15 protein-coding genes and 1 tRNA gene are annotated in these 21,675 nt (G+C 67.8%); 6 read left to right on the top strand and 10 right to left on the bottom strand.

Annotation, left to right across the window (positions count from 1 at the left end; translation table 11 throughout):
- Position 1: 1 nt before the first annotated feature.
- The 3 genes from N787_RS02330 to N787_RS02320 form a co-directional block, all read right to left on the bottom strand.
- The gene (locus N787_RS02330; protein WP_034210495.1) at positions 2-409 is read right to left on the bottom strand and encodes a DUF6165 family protein; all 408 of its coding nucleotides are present in this window, start codon (positions 407-409) and stop codon (positions 2-4) included.
- A gap of 96 nt (positions 410-505) precedes the next feature.
- Positions 506-595, bottom strand: a tRNA-Ser gene (locus N787_RS02325).
- Between the two features lie 69 nt (positions 596-664).
- Positions 665-2,632, bottom strand: a complete 1,968-nt coding sequence (locus N787_RS02320) for a caspase family protein (RefSeq protein WP_169742273.1) — start codon at positions 2,630-2,632, stop codon at positions 665-667.
- Between the two features lie 144 nt (positions 2,633-2,776).
- Between N787_RS02320 and N787_RS02315 the strand changes: the two genes are divergently transcribed.
- Positions 2,777-5,989, top strand: a complete 3,213-nt coding sequence (locus N787_RS02315) for an autotransporter outer membrane beta-barrel domain-containing protein (RefSeq protein WP_034210490.1) — start codon at positions 2,777-2,779, stop codon at positions 5,987-5,989.
- 2 nt (positions 5,990-5,991) lie between these two features.
- Positions 5,992-6,693, top strand: coding sequence for a PP2C family protein-serine/threonine phosphatase (locus N787_RS02310; protein ID WP_034210487.1), 702 nt, complete (start codon positions 5,992-5,994; stop codon positions 6,691-6,693).
- A 6-nt stretch (positions 6,694-6,699) separates the two neighbouring features.
- Here the strand turns inward: N787_RS02310 and N787_RS02305 are convergent, their stop codons facing one another.
- From N787_RS02305 to N787_RS14185, 4 genes are read right to left on the bottom strand one after another with little or no spacing between them, the layout of a single operon-like run.
- Positions 6,700-8,223 (bottom strand): serine/threonine-protein kinase, encoded by a 1,524-nt coding sequence (locus tag N787_RS02305; RefSeq protein ID WP_052575054.1) that lies wholly within the window; start codon positions 8,221-8,223, stop codon positions 6,700-6,702.
- Between the two features lie 46 nt (positions 8,224-8,269).
- Entirely contained in the window at positions 8,270-8,977 is a 708-nt protein-coding gene (dnaQ, locus tag N787_RS02300; RefSeq protein ID WP_034210485.1) for a DNA polymerase III subunit epsilon, read from the bottom strand.
- An 8-nt stretch (positions 8,978-8,985) separates the two neighbouring features.
- A complete protein-coding gene (gene rnhA, locus N787_RS02295) occupies positions 8,986-9,420 on the bottom strand; it encodes a ribonuclease HI (RefSeq protein ID WP_034210483.1) in 435 nt (144 codons plus the stop codon).
- A 25-nt stretch (positions 9,421-9,445) separates the two neighbouring features.
- Positions 9,446-10,138, bottom strand: a complete 693-nt coding sequence (locus N787_RS14185; protein WP_156968874.1) for a methyltransferase domain-containing protein — start codon at positions 10,136-10,138, stop codon at positions 9,446-9,448.
- A gap of 45 nt (positions 10,139-10,183) precedes the next feature.
- Between N787_RS14185 and gloB the strand changes: the two genes are divergently transcribed.
- From gloB to N787_RS02275, 3 genes are all read left to right on the top strand, one after another.
- Entirely contained in the window at positions 10,184-10,951 is a 768-nt protein-coding gene (gloB, locus tag N787_RS02285; protein ID WP_034210507.1) for a hydroxyacylglutathione hydrolase, read from the top strand.
- A complete protein-coding gene (locus N787_RS02280) occupies positions 10,948-12,144 on the top strand; it encodes a transglycosylase SLT domain-containing protein (protein WP_052575052.1) in 1,197 nt (398 codons plus the stop codon). The genes gloB and N787_RS02280 overlap by 4 nt, the downstream gene beginning before the upstream one ends.
- A gap of 88 nt (positions 12,145-12,232) precedes the next feature.
- Entirely contained in the window at positions 12,233-13,024 is a 792-nt protein-coding gene (locus N787_RS02275) for an enoyl-ACP reductase FabI (RefSeq protein WP_034210481.1), read from the top strand.
- Positions 13,025-13,694: 670 nt separating this feature from the next.
- On the opposite strand, the gene N787_RS14595 is transcribed toward N787_RS02275, so the two are convergent.
- Positions 13,695-16,373 carry an EAL domain-containing protein gene (locus N787_RS14595; protein ID WP_169742272.1) on the bottom strand — a complete coding sequence of 893 codons (2,679 nt, stop codon included), beginning with the start codon at positions 16,371-16,373 and terminating at the stop codon, positions 13,695-13,697.
- Positions 16,374-16,798: 425 nt separating this feature from the next.
- Here N787_RS14595 and N787_RS02265 point away from each other — a divergent pair, with 425 nt between their 5' ends.
- Complete coding sequence (locus tag N787_RS02265) at positions 16,799-19,729, top strand: bifunctional diguanylate cyclase/phosphodiesterase (protein WP_052575051.1); 2,931 nt, start codon at positions 16,799-16,801, stop codon at positions 19,727-19,729.
- Positions 19,730-20,286: 557 nt separating this feature from the next.
- Here N787_RS02265 and N787_RS02260 read toward each other — a convergent pair.
- Complete coding sequence (locus tag N787_RS02260) at positions 20,287-20,991, bottom strand: hypothetical protein (protein WP_034210480.1); 705 nt, start codon at positions 20,989-20,991, stop codon at positions 20,287-20,289.
- The coding region (locus N787_RS15105) for a hypothetical protein (RefSeq protein WP_034210478.1) at positions 20,991-21,675 on the bottom strand (685 nt) is incomplete at its 5' end. The genes N787_RS02260 and N787_RS15105, both read right to left, overlap by 1 nt.

Here is a 21,675-nt window from a genome sequence, read left to right as displayed (position 1 = left end):
TTCAGGGCGTGCTGCCGGTCCGGTAGTCCTGGTAGGACTTCTCTTCGACGTATGCCGAGCCCAGCGCCAGGTTGATGTCCTTCTTGATGCGCGCGCGCTCGTCGTTCTCGAAGTAGACCGCGCGCGCCAGGCGCACGAACTCCGCGTCGAAAGCCTGCGCCTTCTCCTTGATCCGGATGTCGTCCTCGATCACCCACAGGCGCTCGTTGACCGCCTTGAGGTCGGCGCGCAGCGCGGCGATGTCGGTGGCGGCGGCCGGATGCGCGGCCCAGGTGGCATCGAGCGCCGCCAGCTCCTTGCGCACGTTGGCCAGCTTGGCCGGATCGGACATGCGCTCGGACTTGATCTGCAGGATGGCGATCTTGTCGAGCAGCTCGCCGAAGGAGACGGGGACGAGGATTTCGGACATGGCGGGGGGTTCCGTGGGGCAGGCCGACATCTTACCCGCCCCTGTGGGAGGGGGCGGAAACGACAAGGCCCCGGAAACCGGGGCCTTGTCTGGGTATGGCGGAGAGGGTGGGATTCGAACCCACGGTAGGCTCACACCTACGCCTGATTTCGAGTCAGGTACATTCGACCACTCTGCCACCTCTCCGGACCCCGGCGTAGCGGTCGCACCGCCGGGGCCGCGGATTATAGGGTGGCCCGGGCCGTTACGCCAGCCTCAGGGGCCGGAGCGGCTCCCCGCGCCCTTGGGCAGGAAGAAGAACTCGCCGCTTTCGTGGCCGGCGTAGCGGATCGGCGAGTACTGCGGCACCTGCGGCACGGGCGCGTCGATCGCCCCCAGCGCCAGCGCGGTCGAGACCTCCCGGAACAGGCGCTGGCCCTCGAGCAGGCGGTTGTTGTCCTGCAGGACGTTCAGGAAGGCGCGGGCGAAGTAGCTGTGGCGGCCCGACCCGGTGTCGGGCACCGGCTGCACGCCGCCCGAGGTCAGGGCCGTGCGCGAGCGGCCGTCGGCCATGGCCTTGACCCAGCCGTCCCACTGCCCGGGCGCCATCGACCCGGCGTCGAAGGTGGGCACCGAGGCCCGGGTCATCGTGCCCGAGTAGCAGGAGTCGGCCACCACCAGCACGTGCCGCGCCGGGATGGTGTTGAGGATGTCGCTGATGGCCGCGTTCGAGATCCAGGTCTTCTCGGCGTTGGCGGCGCCGTCGCTGGGCACCCAGTAGCCCTGCCCGCGCGCGTCGATCTCGCCGTGGCCGGCGTAATAGACCAGCAGGTTGTCCTCGGGCTTGAGCTTCTCGCGCATCTCGTTGAGCGCGGTCAGGATCTCGAGCCGGCCGCCGTTAAGCACGAGGCTGGCGTCGTAGCCGTAGCGCTCGCGCAGCATCGCCGCCACGGCGTTGGCGTCGTTGGCGGCGCTGGTGAGCGTCGGATAGGCCGGGTCGCGGTAGCTGTTGTTGCCGATCACCACCGCGTAATAGCGGCCGAGGCTGACCCCGCGCGGGAGCTTGCCGTCGCCCGCCGGGGACGCGCCCGCGCCCGGCGACGCGGCCGCCTGCGGCAGCAGGGTGAAGGCCAGCTCCGCGCGCCCGCCCGCCTTGTCGGTGGCGGCGACCTGCACCTGGGCGCCGCCCGCCGGCACGTCGACCTCGGCGCTGAAGCCGCCGCTGGCGTTGAGCGGCGCCGGCTGGCCGTTGACGGTGATCGCGCCGACGCGCTCGGGCGAGGTCACCCGGCCCACCACCTGGCGCTTGCCGGGCCCGCCGCGGTAGACCGCCGTGTTGCGGCCGCGGGTAGCGACGAACACCGGATCGAGGATCTCCAGCATCGGCACCGCGGCGTATGCGCCGCCCGCCGATGCCCCCGCGCGCTGCTCGAGCGAGGCGAGCTGGGTGCGCTGGCTGTTGATCTGCTCTTCCTGCGCAAGCAGTTGGTTCTCCAGCAGCCGCGTCAGGTCGTCGTCCTGCTGCTGGCGCGCCTGCGCGAGCTTGGCCTGGGTGTCGGACAGCTGGCGCTGGGCCGCGGCGAGCGCGCTGCGGCGCTGCGCCAGTTCCTGCTGCAGCTGGCGCACCTGCTCGCGCAGCGCGGCGGACTCGGCTTCGCCGGCCTGCACCTGCTGTTCGAGGCCGCTGATCTTCTGGTCGCGGGCCTTGATCTCGACCTGCACGACCGACGCATACATCAGCTCGTCCTCGATGCCCGAGGCCTCGCGGTAGAGGTTGAGCGCCGCGGCCTGGTCGCGCTCCACGCCCAGGCCCTGCTCGTAGAGGTAGCCAAGGTTGATCTTGGCGCGACCATACCCTTGGTCCGCGGCCTTCTTGAACCACTGGAAGGCCATGCCGTAGTCGGGCGCGGTGCCGAGGCCCTTGGAATAGATTTCGCCGACGTTGTTCTGCGCCTCGGCGTCGCCGGACATCGCGCCCTCGAGCCAGACCTTGAGCGCGGTCTGGTAATTGGCGCGATCGTAGGAAACATATTCGCCGCCGCGGATCTCGCAGTCGGCCTGCGTGGTGCGCACCGGGCGACGCGCGCTGAGGAAGGTGGCCTGGCGGCCGAGGCGACGGATCTGACCGGGCAACAGGCAGTCGACGATCAGCAGGTCCTCGGCGTTGCGGACCGCGGCCTGCGCCGGCGCCGCGGGCCAGCCGGCGACGATGGCCAGCACGAATCCCGACGCAAGAACGGACAAGCGGGGAAGAAGCGGACAAGCGTCGTGCAGGCTCATAAGCATGGCTCCGGATGGAAGCAATGCGACCCGCGCCGAGGCCCTTGCAGCGGCGCGCCAGCCGCTATACTCGAGGCGAAGTTATAGCCGCATTCCAGGGGAAAAGCGATGGACGTCCGAAGCACCGCGTGCGCTGCCCGACGAACGGTTTCCCGCGCCATCCAGGCCACCGCTTGCCTGCTGCTGGCGATCGCCGCGATGGCCTGGAGCAACCTCGCGCTGGCACAGAGCTGCGACTTCGTCGCCGTGGGCTCGACGTCGGCGATCTCGCCCGCGGGCACCTCGGTGACGTTTACCCTTCGCGCCGAAACCGCCTGCCCCGATCCCACCGGCATCGTGCTCGCGATCACCTCCGACACCACCGGCGGCGCCGCGATCGTGCCGCCGCTGAACCCGAGCGTGCCGCTCAACACCGATTACGTGATCACCGTCAACCTGGGCCCGACGCCCGGCGGCAGCGGCACGCTGCAGGCGACCTGCGTGCCGACCTCGTGCATCCCGGGTTCGCTGGTCTTCAACTTCGCCACCAACAACCAGTTCACCTACGTGGCGCAGACGCCGCCGCCGGTGGTCGCCAACCAGATCACGCCGTTCACCGTCGCCACCAACCTGCAGTTCAACGGCGCGCCCGGCTCGTTGAACACCAGCTTCACCAACCTCACCAACAGCGCCAACTACGGCGTCTCCGCGCCCAATGCCGCCGGCACCGCCAGCACCACGCAAAGCCTTCCCGGCGCGGGCAGCTACGTGGTGCGCGGCAGCCTGCAGTGCCCCGTGGCCTTCGTGCTGGAAGGCTGCGCGGCGGTGCCGCCGGTGGACATCCCGGTCACGATCGAACCGGTGTCGGTGCAGCCGGTGGGTTCCGGCACGCCGACCGTGCCCGCCGGCACGCCGCTGCCGCTGTCGGTGAGTTTCGGCAGCGCGTCCATCCCGGCCGCCGACGGCACCAACATCACCTGGTCGGTCACCGGCCAGCCCGCGGGCGGCGATGGCGCGGTCACCGGCAACGCCGTCCTCGGCGGCACCAGCAACGCCAGCTTCAGCGCGACCGTGCCCGGCGTGTACCAGGTCACCGCCAACAGCGGCTGCACGTTCTGCCTGCCGGGGCTCTACAGCTTCAACGTGACCGTGACCGCCCTGCCCGTGGTGATGACCGCGGTGACGCCGAACCCGGCGAGCGGCGTGGCCGGCGCACCCGTCACGTTCACCGTGCAGCTTGACCAGGGCGGTTCGCCGCTGCCGACCACCAACGTGCAGTGGACCGCCAGTGCGCCGTTCGCGCCGGCCAGCGGCGCCAGCGCCACCAATGCCGCCGGCCAGGCCAGCTTCGTCGCCACGCCCGCCACCTTCGGCAACTTCACCAACGTCGTCGTGGCCAGCGTCGATCCCGACGGCCTGCCGGCCAGCGGCGACGAGGCCAGCCTCGCCTTCGACGCGAACATCAGCTTCGTCGCGGGGCTGGCACCCACCGGCGGTGGCGGCCAGTCCGCGCTGGTCAACACCGCCTTCGCGGCGCCGCTCCAGGTCAACGCCACCAACAGCGGCCTGCCGGCGGCCGGCGTCACGATCAACTGGACGGTGACGGCCGGCACGGCGGTGCTGTCGGCGCCGACCAGCGTCACCGGCGCCACCGGTGATTCGGCGATCACCGTGACCGCGGGCGCCACGCCCGGCGCGGTCACGATCGTGGCGTCGCGCCAGGATGATCCGGCGGCGACGGCGACCTTCAACCTCACCGTCGACGGCCTGGGCACGCTGGTGGTGGCCTCCGGCGATGGCCAGACGCTCGCGGCCGGCGACACCTCCGATCCGCTCGAAGTCGAATTGCGCGACGCCGCGGGCCTGCCGGTGGCCGGTGCCACGATCACCTGGACCGCCAGCGCGGGCACGCTGGCGAGCGCCACCTCGGTCACCGACGCCACCGGCGTCGCCGCCAACACGCTGACCGTCGCCACCGCGGGTGCGGTGGACGTGAGCGCGAGTTCGCCGCTCGCCGGTGCGCCGGCGGTGTTCCAGCTCAACGGCGCGCTGGCCAACCTCGCCACGCTGACGCCGACTCAGCGCGCCGTGGCCGAAGCCATCGACCAGCTCTGCCCCGCGCTCGCCAACGTGGCCACGCCCACGCCGGAAGAGGCCGACCTGCTGGCGCGCTGCCGCGAGCTCGGCGAAGCCGCGGTGCTGGATCCCAACGCCACGGTCGACGCCATCGACCAGCTCACCTCCGACGTGGCGCTGGCCCAGGCCAACGCCGCGATGAGCGCGGCGCAGTCGCAGTTCCAGAACCTCAAGACCCGCATCGCCGCGCTGCGCAGCGGCACCGGCGGCACCCGCTTCGGCGGCCTGGCGCTGAACACGCCGGCCGGGCCGATCTCGCTGGGCACGCTGTCGAGCGCGTTCGGCGCCGACGAACCGGGCACCGAGATCGGCACCGACTTCAGCCGCTGGGGCTTCTTCGCCGCGGGCACCGTGGGCCGCGGCGAGTCCGAGGCCGGCGTCGTGGACCCGGCCTACGACTACGACATCGAAGGCCTCACCGCCGGCCTCGACTACCGCAAGAGCGACCGGTGGATCATCGGCGGCTCGCTCGGCTACACCCGCCAGGACACCGACCTGCCGGGCGAGCGCGGCGGGCTGGAGACCACGGGCTGGAGCATTTCCGCCTACACCACCTACTACCAGGCCGACAGCTGGTACCTCGACAGCGTGGTCACCTGGGGCCGCAACGACTACGAGATGCTGCGCCGCATCCAGTACACGCTGCCGCTGGCCGGCGGCGGCACCACCACCATCGACCAGACCGCGGTGGCCGACGCCTCCGGCGACTTGCTGGCCACCGCGTTCACGTTCGGCCGCGACTTCAACCGCGGCGCCTTCGGCATCGGGCCCTACGGCCGCCTGATGTACACGCGCCTGGGCTTCGACGCGATCCGCGAGGAAACCCTCGCGGGCGAACCCGGCAGCGGCCTGGGCCTGCACATCGCCAGCCGCGACCTGGTATCGCTGGCCAGCGTGCTGGGCACCAAGTTCACCTGGACCCACAGCACGAACTGGGGCGTGCTGATGCCGCACCTGCAGCTGGAGTGGGAGCACGAGTTCCGCGACGACCCGCAGGCGATGGAGGCGCGCTTCCTCAACGACCCCACCGGCACGGCGATGCGGGTGACCGGCGATCCATTGGACACCGACTACTTCCGCCTGGGTCTGGGCCTTTCCATGGTGCTCACCGGCGGGCGCTCGGGTTTCTTCTACTATGAGCACCTGGCCGGGCGCGACGGTGAGTCGCAGTGGAACCTGGCCCTGGGCCTGCGGATGGAGTTCTGAGCATGATCGAGTTCGGCCACCTCAGCCACGTCGGCCTGCGCCGCGAGCTGAACGAAGACACCTATTTCGGGGATTCCGAGCTGGGGCTGTGGCTGGTGGCCGACGGCATGGGCGGCCACGAGTTCGGCGAGGTCGCCAGCGCCCTCGCCCGCGACACCGTGGTGCGCGAAGTGCGCGCGGGCCGGCCGCTGGCGGACGCCATCCGCCGCGCCGACGAGGACATCATCCGCCACAGCAAGCAGCGCGCCGAAAGCCTGCCGATGGGCACCACGATGGTGGCGCTGCGCATCCAGGACCACCGCTTCGAGCTGGCCTGGGTCGGCGACAGCCGCGCCTACCTGTGGAACGGCCAGCTGCGCCAGCTCTCGTCCGACCACAGCTACGTGCAGGAGCTCATCGACCAGGGCGCGATCACCGCCGAGCAGGCGCGCGCGCATCCGCACCGCAACGTGGTGACGCAGGCGCTGGGCGTCACCGACCCGCAGAGCCTGAAGGTGGAAACCCTGTCGGGCGAGCTTCGCCCGGGCCAGCAGCTGCTGCTGTGCAGCGACGGCCTGACCGAGGAAGTCGACGACGCCGGCATCGCCCACCTCCTGGGCCAGGCCGAGCTGTCGGCGCAGGAATGCGTGGACCACCTGGTGTCGGCCGCACTCGATGGCGGCGGGTCGGACAACGTCACCGTCATCCTGCTGCGGCGCCGCTGAGCGGCCTCAGCCGGCGGGTGGCGCCGGCGGCAGCCCGGGTTCCTCGCCCGCTTCCCCGCGGGTGACGGCGTCCTGGAGTTCGAGCAGGTAGGCATCGGCGGGATCCACCGCCAGCCCCGCGCGCACGATCACCCCGCACTGCGCCCAGCGCGCGGCCGCGCAGGCCTTGTGGGCGAAGCTGCGGTAGAAGGCGACGATGCCGGCGATGCCGGCCTTCGCGCGCGCGTTACCGGGATCCAGGCGCAGCGCCTGGCGGTAATAGCCGAGCGCGCTGTCGTCATCGGGCAAGGTCAGCTTGCGGCCGGGCTCGGTCCGGGTGCCGTATTCGAACAGCTGGTCGGCGGCGTTGAGCAGGCGCGAGACTTCGGCGGCATCGCCGGCGTCCACGGGCCGGGGCATCTGGAAATCGGCGGGCAGCTCGGTGCCGCCCGGTGTTTCGGCGGGAGGGCGGGCGGTGGACTCGCCCGCGACCTCCGTGCCCGTAGCGGCGGGCTCCGGCGTCGACGGCGACAGCCACCACCACGCCAGCACCGCGACGGCGAACAGGCCGGCCAGCCCCGCGACCGGCAGCATCCACGCCGGCCGTGCCCCCGCGCGGGCGACGCTGACGCGCGTGCGCTGCTGGGTGGCGGCGCCGCTGGCGATGCGCTGGCCGCCGCCCGGCTTGCGCGCGCGGGTTTCCTGGATGGCCGCCGCTTCGGGCGCATTCGACACCAGGCGATGCAGCGCCTCGATGAAGGCGGCGCCGGTATTGAAACGCTGGCCCGCGTCCTTGGCCATCAGGCCATCGAGCAGCGGCTGCAGCCATTGGTGCGGTGCCGGCAGCGTCGGCACCGGATGGGTGACGTGCATCAGCGCGACGGTGAACGGATCGGCGGCCTGGTAGGGCGGCGCACCGACCAGCATTTCGTACAGCACGGTGCCGAGGCTGTAGAGGTCGGAGCGGCCGTCCACCGGCTCGCCGCGCGCCTGCTCCGGGCTCATGTAGTCGGGCGTGCCGATCGAGGAACCGGCGACGGTGGAGCTGTTGCTGCCATCCATCGCCTTGGCGATGCCGAAGTCGGCCAGCACCACCCGGCCATCCTTGCGGAACAGCACGTTGCCCGGCTTGACGTCGCGGTGCACGAAGCCCTTCTCGTGGGCGAAATCCAGGCCCTGCGCGATGTCGGTGGCGATGTCGAGCACGTGCGCGACGCTGAGGTCGCCCGCGGCGATGCGCTCCTTCAGCGTGCCGCCCGGGATGTACTCGGCGGCGAGGTAGTAGACGCCGTTGTGGCTGCCGATGTCGTACACCGTCACCAGGTTCGGGTGCTGCAGCTTGGCGGTGATCTTGCCCTCGACCACGAAGCGGCCGGCGAACTCGGCGTTCGCGGCCAGCACCGGCGACATCACCTTCAGCGCGACTTCGCGCTCGAGCGATTCCTGCAGCGCGAGGAACACCGAGGCCATGCCGCCCTCGCCGATCGGCCGCAGGATGCGGTAGCCGGGGATGTTGATGTCGACCGAGGTGAGCAGGACGGTGGCGTTCAAGGCAACCCCAGGGCCGGTGGTTCCGGCCGATTATCCACCAAACGCGTCAGGCCGCCGGCCCGGGCCACAGGCACTTTCCGGCCTTGGCCGAGATCTTCTGCAGGCGGGCCTCGTGCGCGGCCAGCTCGGTGTCGCTGGCGCGCAGCACGCGGCGCGGCGCGGACGGGATGGCGACGGCACCGGGCAGGCGCGACGCGGTTTCCGGTTCGCCCAGCGGCGCCAGGCCCAGGTCGCCCTGGCCCGCGGTCAGGCCAAGGTAGACCTCGGCCAGCAGCTCGGCGTCGAGCAGCGCGCCGTGCAGCTTGCGGTGGCCGTTGTCCACGCCCAGGCGCTTGCACAGCGCGTCGAGCGAGTTGCGCTGGCCCGGGTAGCGCTCGCGCGCCATCGCCAGGGTGTCGAGCACGCTGGCGTGGTCCTCGAGGCGGCCGTAGTGAGCGCCGGCCAGCGACAATTCGTAGTTCAGGAAGCCGACGTCGAAGCTGGCGTTGTGGATGATGAGCTCGGCACCGGCGATGAACGCCAGCAGTTCATCCAGCACGGTCTCGAAGCGCGGCTTGTCGCGCAGGAAATCCAGGCTCAGTCCGGTCACTTCCTGCGCGCCCGGCTCCATCTCGCGGCCGGGGTTGAAGTAGCGCTGGAACTGGCGGCCGGTCGGGCGGCGCTCGATGAGTTCGATGCAGCCGACCTCGACGATGCGGTTGCCCTTCTCCCAGGACAGGCCGGTGGTTTCGGTGTCGAGCACGATCTGGCGCATGGCGGGCCTCAGCGGAATTTTTCGGCGGCGGCGCGGGCGAGCTGGTCCACGCGTTCGTTCTCGACGTGGCCGGCGTGGCCCTTGACCCACTTCCACTGGACCTTGTGCGGCTTGGCGGCGGCCTGCAGCCGCTCCCAGAGGTCCTTGTTCTTGACCGGCTCGCCGCCGGCGGTCTTCCAGCCGCGGCGGATCCAGTTCGGCAGCCATTCGCCGATGCCCTTCTGCACGTACTGCGAGTCGGTCGAGAGCACGACCTCGCAGGGCGACTTCAGCGCCTCGAGCGCCATGATCGCGGCCAGCAGCTCCATGCGGTTGTTGGTGGTGTTGGCTTCGCCGCCGGCCAGTTCGCGCTCGGTGTCGCCGTGGCGAAGCAGCGCGCCCCAGCCGCCGGGGCCGGGATTGCCGAGGCAGGCGCCGTCGGTGTGGATTTCTACGGATTTCATTCGGGCTTCCATGCGTTGGATCGTGTCAGCCGGCACTCATGCCGGGGCGGAACTTCAGGGCGGGCGAGCCGAGCCGCAGCGGGGTCAGCCCCGGGTCGCGGCGCCGCGCCACCAGCAGGCTGGCCATGCGCAGGCCCGACCAGGGATGATCGCGGCCCCGGGCCGCCAGGTCTACCGCCGCCGGGCCCGACCAGAGCGGGCCGATGCAGCGGCGGCGCTGCACCTCGAGGCCGGCCGCCTGCACGTCGGCCGCCAGGGTGGCCGGATCGCGCGGAGACAGGCCGCGCAGCCCCCAGCGCAGCCGGACCGGGCTCCAGGGATTGAGCGTCAGCAGGATCGCGACGCCCTCGGGCTTGAGCACGCGCGCCACTTCGTCCAGCAGGGCGGCCGGCGACGCCGAGGTCTCGAGCACGAACAGGCCGTAGACCAGGGACACGCAGCCGCTGCTGATCGGCAGCTGGTCGTCACGGCAGGCCAGGTCACCGGCGAAGCCATCGCCGCCGCGGTGCAGGCTGACCACGTTGGCGAGCATGTTGCCCGACAGCACCGGGGCCAGGGCCGCCGTGGGCCGCAGGTAGAGCCCGGTGTGGCCGAAGACCCGGGTCAGCTCCGGGATGGCCTGGCGCTGGACCTCGTGCAGCATGCGCAGGGTGGCTTCGCGCCCGAACCAGGCCGCGGCGGGCGTGTCGGGTTGACGTGGGACGGGAGCCGGGGGCATGGTCGCGATTCTGCGTCATCAGCGCGCCCCAGGTCACCCCGTTTGCTGCGTGCGATCGCCCTGCCCGCCTTCCAGGACAACTACATCTGGCTCCTGGGCGGGCCGGACGGCGCGGTCGTGGTCGTGGACCCGGGCGACGACGCGCCGGTGCAGGCCGCCATCGCCCGCGGCCTGCGCCCGGTGGCGCTGCTGCTGACCCACCACCATGCCGACCACGTCGGCGGCGCCGCGCGACTGCAGGCGGCGCTGGGCATTCCCGCCTACGGTCCGGACGACCCGCGCATTCCCGTCGAGGTCACCCGCGTCGGCGACGGCGACCGGGTCGAGGTGCCGGCACTGGGCGCCGGTTTCGACGTGCTGGCGGTGCCCGGCCACACCCGAAGCCACGTCGCCTTCCACGGCGCCGGCCACCTGTTCTGCGGCGACACCCTGTTCAGCCTCGGCTGCGGCCGCATGTTCGAAGGCGAGCCGGCGCAGTTCCTCGCCTCGCTGGAGCGGCTGGCCGCCCTGCCCGCGGACACCGCGGTCTGCTGCGGGCACGAATACACCGAGGCCAACGGCCGCTTCGCCCGGGTGGCCGAGCCCGACAACCCCGCCCGCGAGGCCTGGCTGGCCCGGGTCGCGGTGCTGCGCCGCGCCGGGCAGCCCAGCCTGCCGAGCACGCTGGCGATCGAACGCGCGGGGAATCCGTTCCTGCGCGTCGACCAGCCGGCGCTGCGGGCGCGCCTGGCCGCGCACCTCGGACGCCCGCCCGCGGACCGCGTCGAGGCCTTCGCCGCGCTGCGCCAATGGAAGGATGGATTCACCGGATGAAGCCCGATCGCCTCGCCCTTGCCCTCGCCCTGGTCCTGCTGGCGGCCTGCCAGCCGAACGTCAGGCCGGATCCGCTCGAACCCGAGGAGCCCGCCACCCCGGTGAAGGTGGCGCCCGACGCGGCGACGCCGCGGACGCCGCCGCCCGCGCCGGCCGAGGTCGTGCTGCCGGATCCGATCGACACCGGCGCCGAGGTCTTCGACCGCATGCGGGCGCGCTTCTCCGCACCGATCTGCGTCAAGGGCGAGCACAACCGCGCCTGGCGCAAGCGCTACGCCGGGCATCCCGCCAGCTTCGCCCGCCACGTCGAGCAGATCCTGCCGCTGATGGGCTACGTGGTCGAGGAAATCGAACGCCGCGACCTGCCGGGCGAATTCGCGCTGCTGCCGATCGTCGAAAGCTGGTACCGCCCGGCCGCGATCGGCCCGGGCGGACCGGCGGGCATGTGGCAGATGATCGCCAGCACCGCGCGCAACCACGGCATCCGCATCCAGCCCGGCTACGACGGGCGGCTGTCGCCGGTGGAATCCACCGACGCCGCGCTGGACTACCTCGAGACCCTCGACGGCCTTTTCGACGGCGAGTGGCGGGCCATGGCGATGGGCTACAACGCCGGCGAGTACCGCATCCTGCGCGCGTTCCGGAACAGCGGCGACCAGCGCGTGTCGGGCGAGAGCCGGCTGCCGCGCGGGCTGTCGAACACCACCTACGACTACGTCGCCAAGCTGCACGCGCTGGCCTGCCTTTTTGAAAAACCTGAGCGGCACAACCTGGTGCTGCCGCGCGAGGCGCGCTTCACGCCGCTGGTGCGCGTGTCGCTGCCGGCCGGCGTGGCCAGCCTGGACCAGGCGGCGATGCGCCTGGGCGTGGATGCCTCCGCGCTGCGCACGCTCAACCCGGCCTATCGCCAGGGGCGCGTGGCGGCGGGCGTGCCGCGCGACGTGCTGGCGCCGGCGACCGCGCTGGCGCGGCTGGCGCAGGCCGGCACCGTGGACGCGGGCGGCGACCCGGCGTCGCCGGAGACCGGCGCGACCCACGGGGACGCGGGCCGCGTGCACGAGGTGCGGCGGGGCGACACGCTCTCGCGGATAGCCGCGCGCTACGGCGTGCCGCTGCGCGAGCTGTTCGACCTCAACGGCCTCACCGGCCGCTCGATCCTTCGGCCTGGCCAGGTCATCCGCATCGATCCCTGAGCCGCGCGACCATGCTTGGCGGTATGGCCCGCGGCGGTTCAAACTACCGGCCACTCGCCGCCGGTAGGGCGGCCATCGGGAGGAAACCATGGGATTCTTGACCGGCAAGCGTGCCCTGATCGTGGGCATCGCCAGCCAACGCTCCATCGCCAGCGGCATCGCCGAGGCCATGCATCGTGAGGGCGCCGAACTGGCCTTCACTTACCAGAACGACAAGCTCAAGTCGCGCGTCGAAGCGGCCGCGGCCGAGTGCGGCTCCAGCATCGTGCTGCCGCTGGACGTGGCCGAGGACGCGCAGATCGACGCGATGTACGCCGAGCTCGGCAAGCACTGGGACGGCTTCGACATCCTGGTGCACTCGGTCGGCTTCGCGCCGCGCGAGGCGCTCGAGGGCGGCTTCCTGGACAACCTCACCCGCGAGAACTTCCGCATCGCCCACGACATCTCCAGCTACTCGCTGGCGGCGCTGGCCAAGGCCGGCCGTCCGATGATGAAGGGCCGCGGCGGCAGCATCCTGACGCTGAGCTACCTCGGCGCCGAGCGCGCGCTGGCCAGCTACAACGTGATGGGCCTGGCCAAGGCCAGCCTCGAGGCCAACGTGCGCTACCTGGCCATGAACCTCGGCCCGGAAGGCACCCGCGTCAACGCCATCTCGGCCGGCCCGATCAAGACGCTGGCGGCCTCGGGCGTGGGCAACCTGCGCAAGATGCTGACCCACGTGGCCGAAACCGCGCCGCTGCGCCGCAACGTCACCATCGAGGACGTCGGCAACGTCGGCGCCTTCCTGTGCTCGGACCTGGCGGCGGGCGTCACCGGCGAAGTCACCTACGTCGACTGCGGCTACAACATCCTGGGCATGACCGGCATCACCATCGACTGATCCGCAGCGCTGCGCGGAAACGAAAAAGGCCCGGGATTCCCCCAGCCGTTACGTTAACGTGTTGACGGCCTAGACCTAGCCTCTGTAACCCCCAAGTCGACTTCGATTGGGGGTTCTTTTTTTGCAGCTACTTCGTCAGCAAGCGAACGCTGTCCGCAGCCATGCGTCGGCGCAAATCACGACATACCTCGGCCGCTCGAGCGCTGGCGTTTCGCCGACCTGGTCGGTCGATCGACTGCGATACGCCAGCAAGTAGGACACTCCGGCCGCGGTCGATGACCTCAGCGTCCGCGATACTCCGGGGCTGCCTCATCGAGTCGCCGTGAACACTGCTCAGAAGAAGTTTCTGAGAGCGACTTTGAAACACGATAGGGACGTACCCCGTCCCCAGAGTGGAGCACCTATGACGGTTGGACGCTGTGGCGGGCTGGATCCTTGCCCTGCCAAGCGGACCCCAAACTGGCGACGACGTGTGCACGGGTTCGACGGTTCAGCGTGCGGACTTGGGTAGTCGCGATGACGGCTACCAACGTTGGAGCTGCGTTCGCGTTCGAGCTCCCGGCGCTGGGCAACCTGGCTTGATTCGCTGAAAGGTCCGCGATCAACCGAGTAGTTTCCTGCGGGCGACATTCGCTCGCAGAAAGGCGGAGCCCGCGGGTTGCCCGCTCGACTAGAGGAAGGGGGATGGCTTCGCCAATCCGTATCCCTGGCCGTAGTCGACCCCAATGCTACGCAACCGGGCAATGACCTGATCGTTCTCCACGAACTCGGCAATCGTCTTGAGCCCCATCAGTTTTCCGATGTCGTGAATGGATCTCACCATGGCGAAGTCCACAGGATCTCTGGCGATATTCTGGATGAATGAGCCATCGATCTTGAGATAGTCCACAGGCAAGCGCTTCAGGTAGGCGAACGAAGACATGCCGCTGCCAAAGTCATCCAGTGAGAACTTACAACCCTCGGTCCGGAGCTCCTGCATCAGCCGAACCGCGTGATTGAGGTTTCCGATCGCTGCCGTTTCTGTTATCTCGAAGCAGATACAGTGGCCGGGAACGCCCGTTTCCGCGAATACGTCGCGGACATATTTCGCAAGGCCGGCGTCAGTCACTGAGCCCCCCGAGAGGTTGATCGCGTGGCGCGACATCCTCACGCTGGGCTCTTTCTTGAGCCGTTCGCCAAGCGTTCGGCAGACGGCCTCGATTACCCATCGATCAATCACGGGCATCAGGTCGTAACGCTCGGCCGCCGGTATAAATGACATGGGCGGAACCAGACTTCCATCCTCTGACAGCATGCGCACGAGTACTTCATAGTGGGGCCCGTGCTCCTCGCTACCTAGGCTAAAGATCTCCTGAGCAAACAGCGTGAACCGACTTTCCTTGAGCGCCTTGCGAATCTTGACAACCCACTCCATTTCGGTGTGGCGCCGAGAAAGCTCTTCGTCATCAGGCTGATGGCTGTGCACCCGGTTCCGACCTAGATCCTTGGCCAAGTAGCATGCCTCGTCAGCTTTGCTCAGTATCTCCCCGACGCTCGCAGCGTCTGCACCGAAGCAAATGTGGCCGATGCTCACCCCAAAACTGAACGCATGGCCCTGCCAAACGAAGGGAAACTCGGCGACAGCCCTCCTGAGGGCCTCTGCAGTTAGAAGCGCGGACTCAACGGGACAGTCCTCAAGCAGAACGCCGAATTCATCGCCGCCAAACCGCGAGAGCGTGTCCCGTTCACGCAGCCGTGTAGCGAGGACCGGGCCGAGCTGCCTTAGCAGCTCGTCACCTGCCGTGTGCCCGAAGGTGTCGTTAACGACTTTGAATTGATCCAGATCAATGTAGAGCAGCGAATGCACTGCCCCGGTCAGCCGAGCGGATTCCAAGGCCGAGGCGACGCGGCGCTCAAGCTCGGCACGATTGATCAGCCCGGTGAGGCCGTCGTGCGTTGCTTGAAAGGCCAGTTGCTGGGTCAGTGCGCGCCATTGCGAAACATCCCGGAAAGCGATAACCGCCCCTGCGCGGTTGCCCGCGAGATCCCTAAGTTGGGTCACGTTGCCCTCGATCGGAATCGCTGTGCCGTCCGGCCGGCGCAACATCTGTGCATTTTTGAGAAGCGGTGCCGATGCCCCGGGTTCATCGGGCAAATCGCTGAAGAGGTCAAGAGGATTACCCTGCGCATCCTCCACCACCATGACTACTTCGCGCGGCAATCCGATACCTTGGCTGCGGCTTCGTCCGACCAGCACCTCCGCTGTCGGATTCAGATAGGTCACTTTCCCGACGTCGTCGACGACGATGACGCCATCAGCGATGGCCCGAAGCGTCGCCTGGGCGCGCTCCTTCTCTTGGAATATGTCGCGCTCGGCTTGTTTCCTGTCCGAAATGTCGCGAAACATTCCGACAAAGTGCCTCTCGCCAACCAATTCAATTTCAGAGAAGGAAATCTCCACGGCAAGCTCGCGTCCGTCACACGCGATAGCAGTGGTCTCGGTGGAACGCCAATCCAAGCGGCGTCGCTGCGTAGCCAGGTACCGGCGCATGCGCGCTAGATGCGCGGCGCGCAGGCGCTCTGGCTGCAGGACCGTTAGCGGCTGCCCCAATAGCTCGCCAGGCGCGTATCCAAACACCGATTGAACGCTGGGGTTGGCGAATAGTATGGTATTGCTCAGGTCCACGATGACGATGGCGTCTGAAGTCGTCTCCCAAAGCGCGGTATAGAGGCATTCAGCCCGAGCCTGTGCGTTCGCCGCCATGTCGAGTGCCATCGACGTCCTGACCACCTGGTGCTCGAGCCCTACCTGAGCCTGGCGGAGCTCCAGATTGGCTTGGTCTCTTTCAGCCAGCGCATCCTCAAGTCGGAGCACCGTGCGGCGCAGCTCAAGCCACTTCACCACCTGCTCTGCCAGAACCTGCAGCGCAAAATGCTGATGGGAGGATAGCTCGCGGGGGACGCGATCCATCACCGCCAAGGCTCCTACCGCTGAGCCCCCTGCTGTTATCAGCGGACAGCCCGCATAGAAGCGAAGAAATGGGGCGTCCACGACCAGCGGGTTATCGCAGAAGCGTGGGTCGAGGTGGGTATCTGCCACAAAAAACGCGCTGCGCGCCATCATGGTGTGTGCGCAGAAGGCGACGTCCCGCGGTGTACCTTCCAGGCTAAGCCCCACCTTCGCCTTGAACCACTGGTGCTGACCATCGATCAGGGTGATCGTCGCAATGGGCACTCCGCAAATCTGCGTGGCTAGCGCGACGATGTCGTCCAGCTCGCGCTCCGAGGCACCCCCCAAAATGCGGAACGACGCGAGGTCCGCCAGGCGCTCAGCGTCGTCCAGAACCTGGGAGGGGTTTGTTACGCTCATGTGACGAATGGTATACACGCCCCAGGCCCCCATTGCGAGTAGGTCTCCAGCGTTGCTCGAGATCAGGCGGTGACGGGGATCACAGATCCATGTGCGGGCGACTGCAGGGCGGTGACGGCGGGACCCTTCGGCGGTACTGCGCTGCACAAAGAGTGAGCCGACTTGGCCCCAGGTGGTCTTGCCGGTGGCGGGTGAGGCGGGAGAGGTTCGAGGCCGGCCGGGCGCCCTGCGTCGGTGAGTGTGGCAAGTTGGGTTTCGGGAAGTACATCACTTTGGGATTGCGGCCCGACGCCTATGCTCGATCAAAAGCGACACAGCAGAAGGGGGCAGGGCGAGGACGGGGTTGGGTTGTTCGCCCAACGTCGCACCAAGAGGAAGGGCGGCCCCACGAGCGCGCGATATCCTCGGGAGAACCGGAGGTGGCAATGATGATGCATTCGTACGACATCGCGAGCGCTATTGACGGCGAGGCGTCTGATCCGCATCTCGCCGTCCAGCTTCTCAATGCTGATTCACCGGCGCGTGTCGCGTCCCTGTTGCTGGAGAGTATGGGCAAGCTGCCCGCCGGCGCGGCCCCGACCATCGTATGGGCCACTCAGTGGCCGGCGGGTCTTGAATGGCTTCCCGAACCACCCGATAAAACCACCGCGACCGAAATTGTTGAAGCGGTGACGGTGCTCAGCGCTGGGGGCGGGCCCAATCCAAAGGTGAGGATCATTTTCGACAATGGTAAAGGGCATGTCGCGGCGCTGTTCTGTGTAGATCAAGGTCAAATTCCTCCCCCTTCCTCGTTGGCCGCCATCGGTGCACGAATGGGGGAGCTGCTAGCAACCTGCAGCCTGCTGGCCAGCGTCGCGCGATCAGAGCAGTCCGAGAAATTGCAGCGGGCCCTATACGCCATTGCCGATCTGGCAGGTTCGGGCCTGGAGATGTCGGAGATGCTTCGCGACATACATCGGATCGTCTCAGGGTTGATGTACGCAGAGAACTTCTACATTGGCCTCTACGACGACAAGAATGACAGCCTGCAATTTCTTTACTTCGTTGACCTTGTCGATACGGAAGCGCCAGATCAGAACGAGGTCATACCCCTTGCCCAAATTGAACGAGGCTTGAGTTGGCACCTGGTTCGTGGGCGGAAGCCGCTCATGGGGTCGCTGCAGGAGCTGGCCACGCAGGTCGATGGCCAGCTCCATCTGCACGGCGCCGACAGCCTGGACTGGCTCGGTGTGCCCATGATCCGCGAGGGCGAGGTTCGCGGATTGGTGGTGGTTCAGAGTTATGACCAGCCCGGCCGCTACACCCAAGCCGAAATGTCTCTGCTTATTTTCGTTGCCGATCATATCCTCACCGCGTTGGAGCGTCGTCACGGCCGTGAAAGTTTAGAGCGACGGGTGCTGGAGCGGACCGCCGAGCTCGCACGGGCCAATGAGGAAATGCGACGCGAGGTCACGGAGCGCGAGCGGGGTGAGCGCCTCCAGGCGGCGCTGTACCGCATCGCCGAGCTGGCCAGCAGCGAGCAAAGCAGTGCAGGGTTCTTTCGGGACATACATGCCATCGTTGGCGGCTTGATCAGCGCCAAGAATTTCTACATCGCGCTGCTGTCTGAGGATGGCGCGACGGTGTCCTTCCCATACGTGGTTGATGAGCACGAACGGGACTGGGCGTCCCGCTCGTACGGGCGGGGATTGACCGAGTATGTGTTGCGCACCAACCAGCCCCAGCTGGTGGACATTGACAGAGCTGATCGCCTGATGGCCGAGGGCGAGATCGAAGGGAGTTTCATGGGGGCACCCACCCTGGTTTGGCTGGGCGTCCCCCTTCCCGGACTTAACGGTCCTATGGGCGTGGTGGTGGTTCAAAGCTACGACGCCGGGGGTGACTATGACGAGCGCGACGCGGAGCTTCTGACCTTCGTTTCGCGGCAGATCGCCAGCACCTTGCTGCGCCGCCGGTCTACCCAGCTGTTGCACGACGCATACTCTGACTTGGAACGTCGCGTCGATGCCCGCACGGCCGAGCTTCGCGAGCAAATCGCGGTACGCGAGCAGGTCGAGGCCCAGCTCCAGCACCAAGTGATGCACGACTCCCTCACAAGCCTTCCCAATCGTGCCTATCTGCGCGATCGCCTGGAGCGAGCGATCGCCAAGCTACGGCGCGCCGGCACGCATCGATTCGGCGTCCTTTATGTGGATATCGACAGGTTCAAGCTGATCAATGACAGCCTGGGTCACATCGTGGGTGACGCGGTGCTACAAGAAGCGTCGCAGCGCTTGGCCAGCTGCGTACGAGAGCCCGACTTGGTGGCTCGCTTGGCGGGCGACGAATTCTGCATCCTCCTGGAGGAGGTGCAGTTGCCTGAGACAGCGAGCAAGGTCGCGCAGCGGATCATCAAGGCCTTCGAATCTCCGCTCTCAGCAGGCGGACGGAACCTGAAGGTATCGGCGAGTGTCGGCATCACCATCGTCGAACAGGCCGAGGGTGGGGCGGACGCGGTCCTGCACGAGGCCGACCAGGCGCTGTACCGGGCCAAGGAGCGGGGACGAAATCGGTTCGAGTTGTTCGATCCCGTCATGCAATCCAATGCGATGAGCGTGCTCGATCTGGAACAAGGGCTGCGCGAGGCCGTCGAAGCCCGACAGTTTGTCCCACACTTCCAGCCCCTGGTTCGCATCAGTGATGGCAGCGTCGTCGGCTACGAGGCATTGTTGCGCTGGAATCACCCGGAGCGAGGCATGCTTGTGCCTGGTGAGTTCCTGAAAGTGGCTGAGGAGAGCGGACTGATCGAACCCATCGATTGGCAGATGTTTGAGTTGGCCATGGAGTGCAGCAGGGACCTGGCGGTGGAGGGTCGCTTCGTGACGCTCAATATCTCCCCGCGCCTCTTCCAGCGCCCTGGCTTCGATACCCGAATGCTGGCCCTCTTGCAGCAGACTGGGTTCGATCCGGCCAATCTCCGCCTCGAGGTTACTGAGGGCATGCTGTTGGGAGATCCCGATGCAATGGTCGCGGTGCTCCTTCGTTTACGTGAGGCCAAGATCGAGGCCGCGCTCGACGATTTTGGCACCGGGTACTCCTCGCTCGGGCACGTGCACCGATTCCCCTTGAAGATGATAAAGATCGACCGGAGCTTCATTTCGCCATTGGCAGGCGACGATTCGCGTCGAAGCTGCGCGGTGGTGGAGGCCATCTTGGCACTGGGTCATGCGCTTGGAATGGACATCGTCGCTGAGGGCGTGGAAACCCGAGAGCAAAAGGACAAGCTCTTGGCCATGGGTTGCGTGTATGCCCAGGGCTACCTATTCGGCAGGCCACAGGCGGCGCGGCACTGGGTCCAGGAAGGCAGTTCACTTTGAAGTAAGGCCGAGTGCGTGCTTGGGCCCCGGTGAGATCTGGTTGGATCACGGAGGTAGTTGAGGGATTGCCCGCCCGACCTCATCAGGCGACGCAAGGCTGTACCAGATTTAACCCCCTGGTCTGGGGACTTGGTGAAGTTCTCGCTTCGGATGCGGCGGCGTGCTATCCGCGCGTCACGGCCTGTAATCTAGTCGTAGACATGTACACAGACTACGGCCCCGGCCTGTATAAGGATTTCATCGGCGTCGGCTTGGGAGCGCGCACTCAAGAGCGTTGCGGGGTCAAGCATGCCGACACCCAGACCGACGGAGATCCATGGCCGCCCATCCTTAGGCCGTCCTTTGCGATAACGCTGGAAAACCGCCGGCTCAGCCGGTGACAAGGAGTCAAGGCGACGTCCGTCTAGGGCCTGCAGTGCGGTGGGCGATCTCATGGGCGTGCGCTACTGGGCTCGGGGGCCCATGACGTTAGGTGCAGGCACATGCCTGCGTGCCTGAACGTCGCTTTCGTCAGAGGAGAAAACGCTGTCTTTGGGCCCGGCCGGACAGTGTGCGGGTCAGCGATCCTGTGGCGGTAGCGCAAGGAAGAGATGGGCCAAGGTTGTTGCGCCTTGTGGGGGCGCCTGGTCGGCCGGCCGCTTGTGTTCGGTATCGAACGCGGCCGTGGGGAACACCTGGGAGGGCTCGCGCAGATAGCGGCCGTCCCGGTCCGGGAGCATCTTGAGGCTGTCGCGCGTTCCGTCGATGAGCAAGGATCGACGCAAGCCATCGATACAGCGCTTGGTGTCGTCCAAGGTCATCGCGACCATCGCCGCGACTGGCTGATGTTTGGCGTAGTAGCCGTCCACGAAACGCCGCATCCCGTGCTGGCCCTGGTATGCCCGCCAGCTGTCGCCTTTGGCCTTGAGCTTCTTGAACTCGTAAGTGAGGTTGAGGCGGACGCTGCCGGCGTTTGAGAAGTACTCGATGTCCTGGCGGATGCGCTTGATCTTCTTGCCGGTCACCTGATCGAATTCAAACTGCGCCTTCTCATAGCTCCACTGCCCAAGCAGCTTCCCTTCGGATTCGCCCAGCCGATCCAGATACCACCAAAACTGCTCTGTCAGAAGGGGCTCGTTCCGGCGCCGATCGAAGTTCTCCGGTGCTTTGCCCGTCACCGTATGCCAGGTGTCGACTAGGAACTGCGTGGCTCGCTGGGCTTCCTCCACAGGAAACAACGCGCCCCACGGGTCCCGGGGTGCGGACACCGTCACGCGCCGCATCAGCGTGACTCCGACTGGGTGGCGCGCACGATGCGTTCCGCGTCCCGAAGCGCCTCGCCGATCAGCCAGAACCGGCACAGCAGGGGCTTGACTAGGTACAGACTGTTCTCGACCCGCACCACCACGTCCGAGGCCAAGTACAGGTTCTCGCTCAAGGGGGCCGGCAGCAGCAGATGGCGCTGCAAGGTGGCAATGACCGCCTGGACCGCATCATCGGAGCGGTGGGTCGTCAGGGCCGGCGCCGCGCCGGTACCGGACGTCGGCGAGAGCCGCAGGATGCCCAGCGCGCCGTGAGCCGTGCGTTCGTTGACGATCAGCTCCGCCTGGATGCGCCCTTCGCCCCCGAGTGCGTCGCGCCACTGGCCCAGCTCCTGGACCAAGGCCCGGGCGTACGCCTGGGCGGCGGCCTGGGTCGGCCGATGCTGCAAGAGCGTATGCAGGCCAGAGAACGCGCCCGGCTGAACACTGCCTAGCACCAGGTCTACGACCTCCCGGATGCGCGACGACTGGGCCGCGGTGAGCCCGAAATACTCGGCGATCAAGGCCTGGGCCTCAGGCTTCCACTGGGCGTACTGGTCAGCGCGGGTCAGGCTGGGGGCGCGCTCGAGCGACTGCAAGCGTTTGCTCACCTCGCGCACAATCGCGCGGGCCCGCGCAGGATCGGGGTGCTTGTCGGGCGCCACG

Source organism: Arenimonas metalli CF5-1, assembly GCF_000747155.1.
Classification (GTDB): Bacteria; Pseudomonadota; Gammaproteobacteria; order Xanthomonadales; family Xanthomonadaceae; genus Arenimonas; species Arenimonas metalli.
This window is presented reverse-complemented; position numbering and strand designations above follow the sequence as displayed.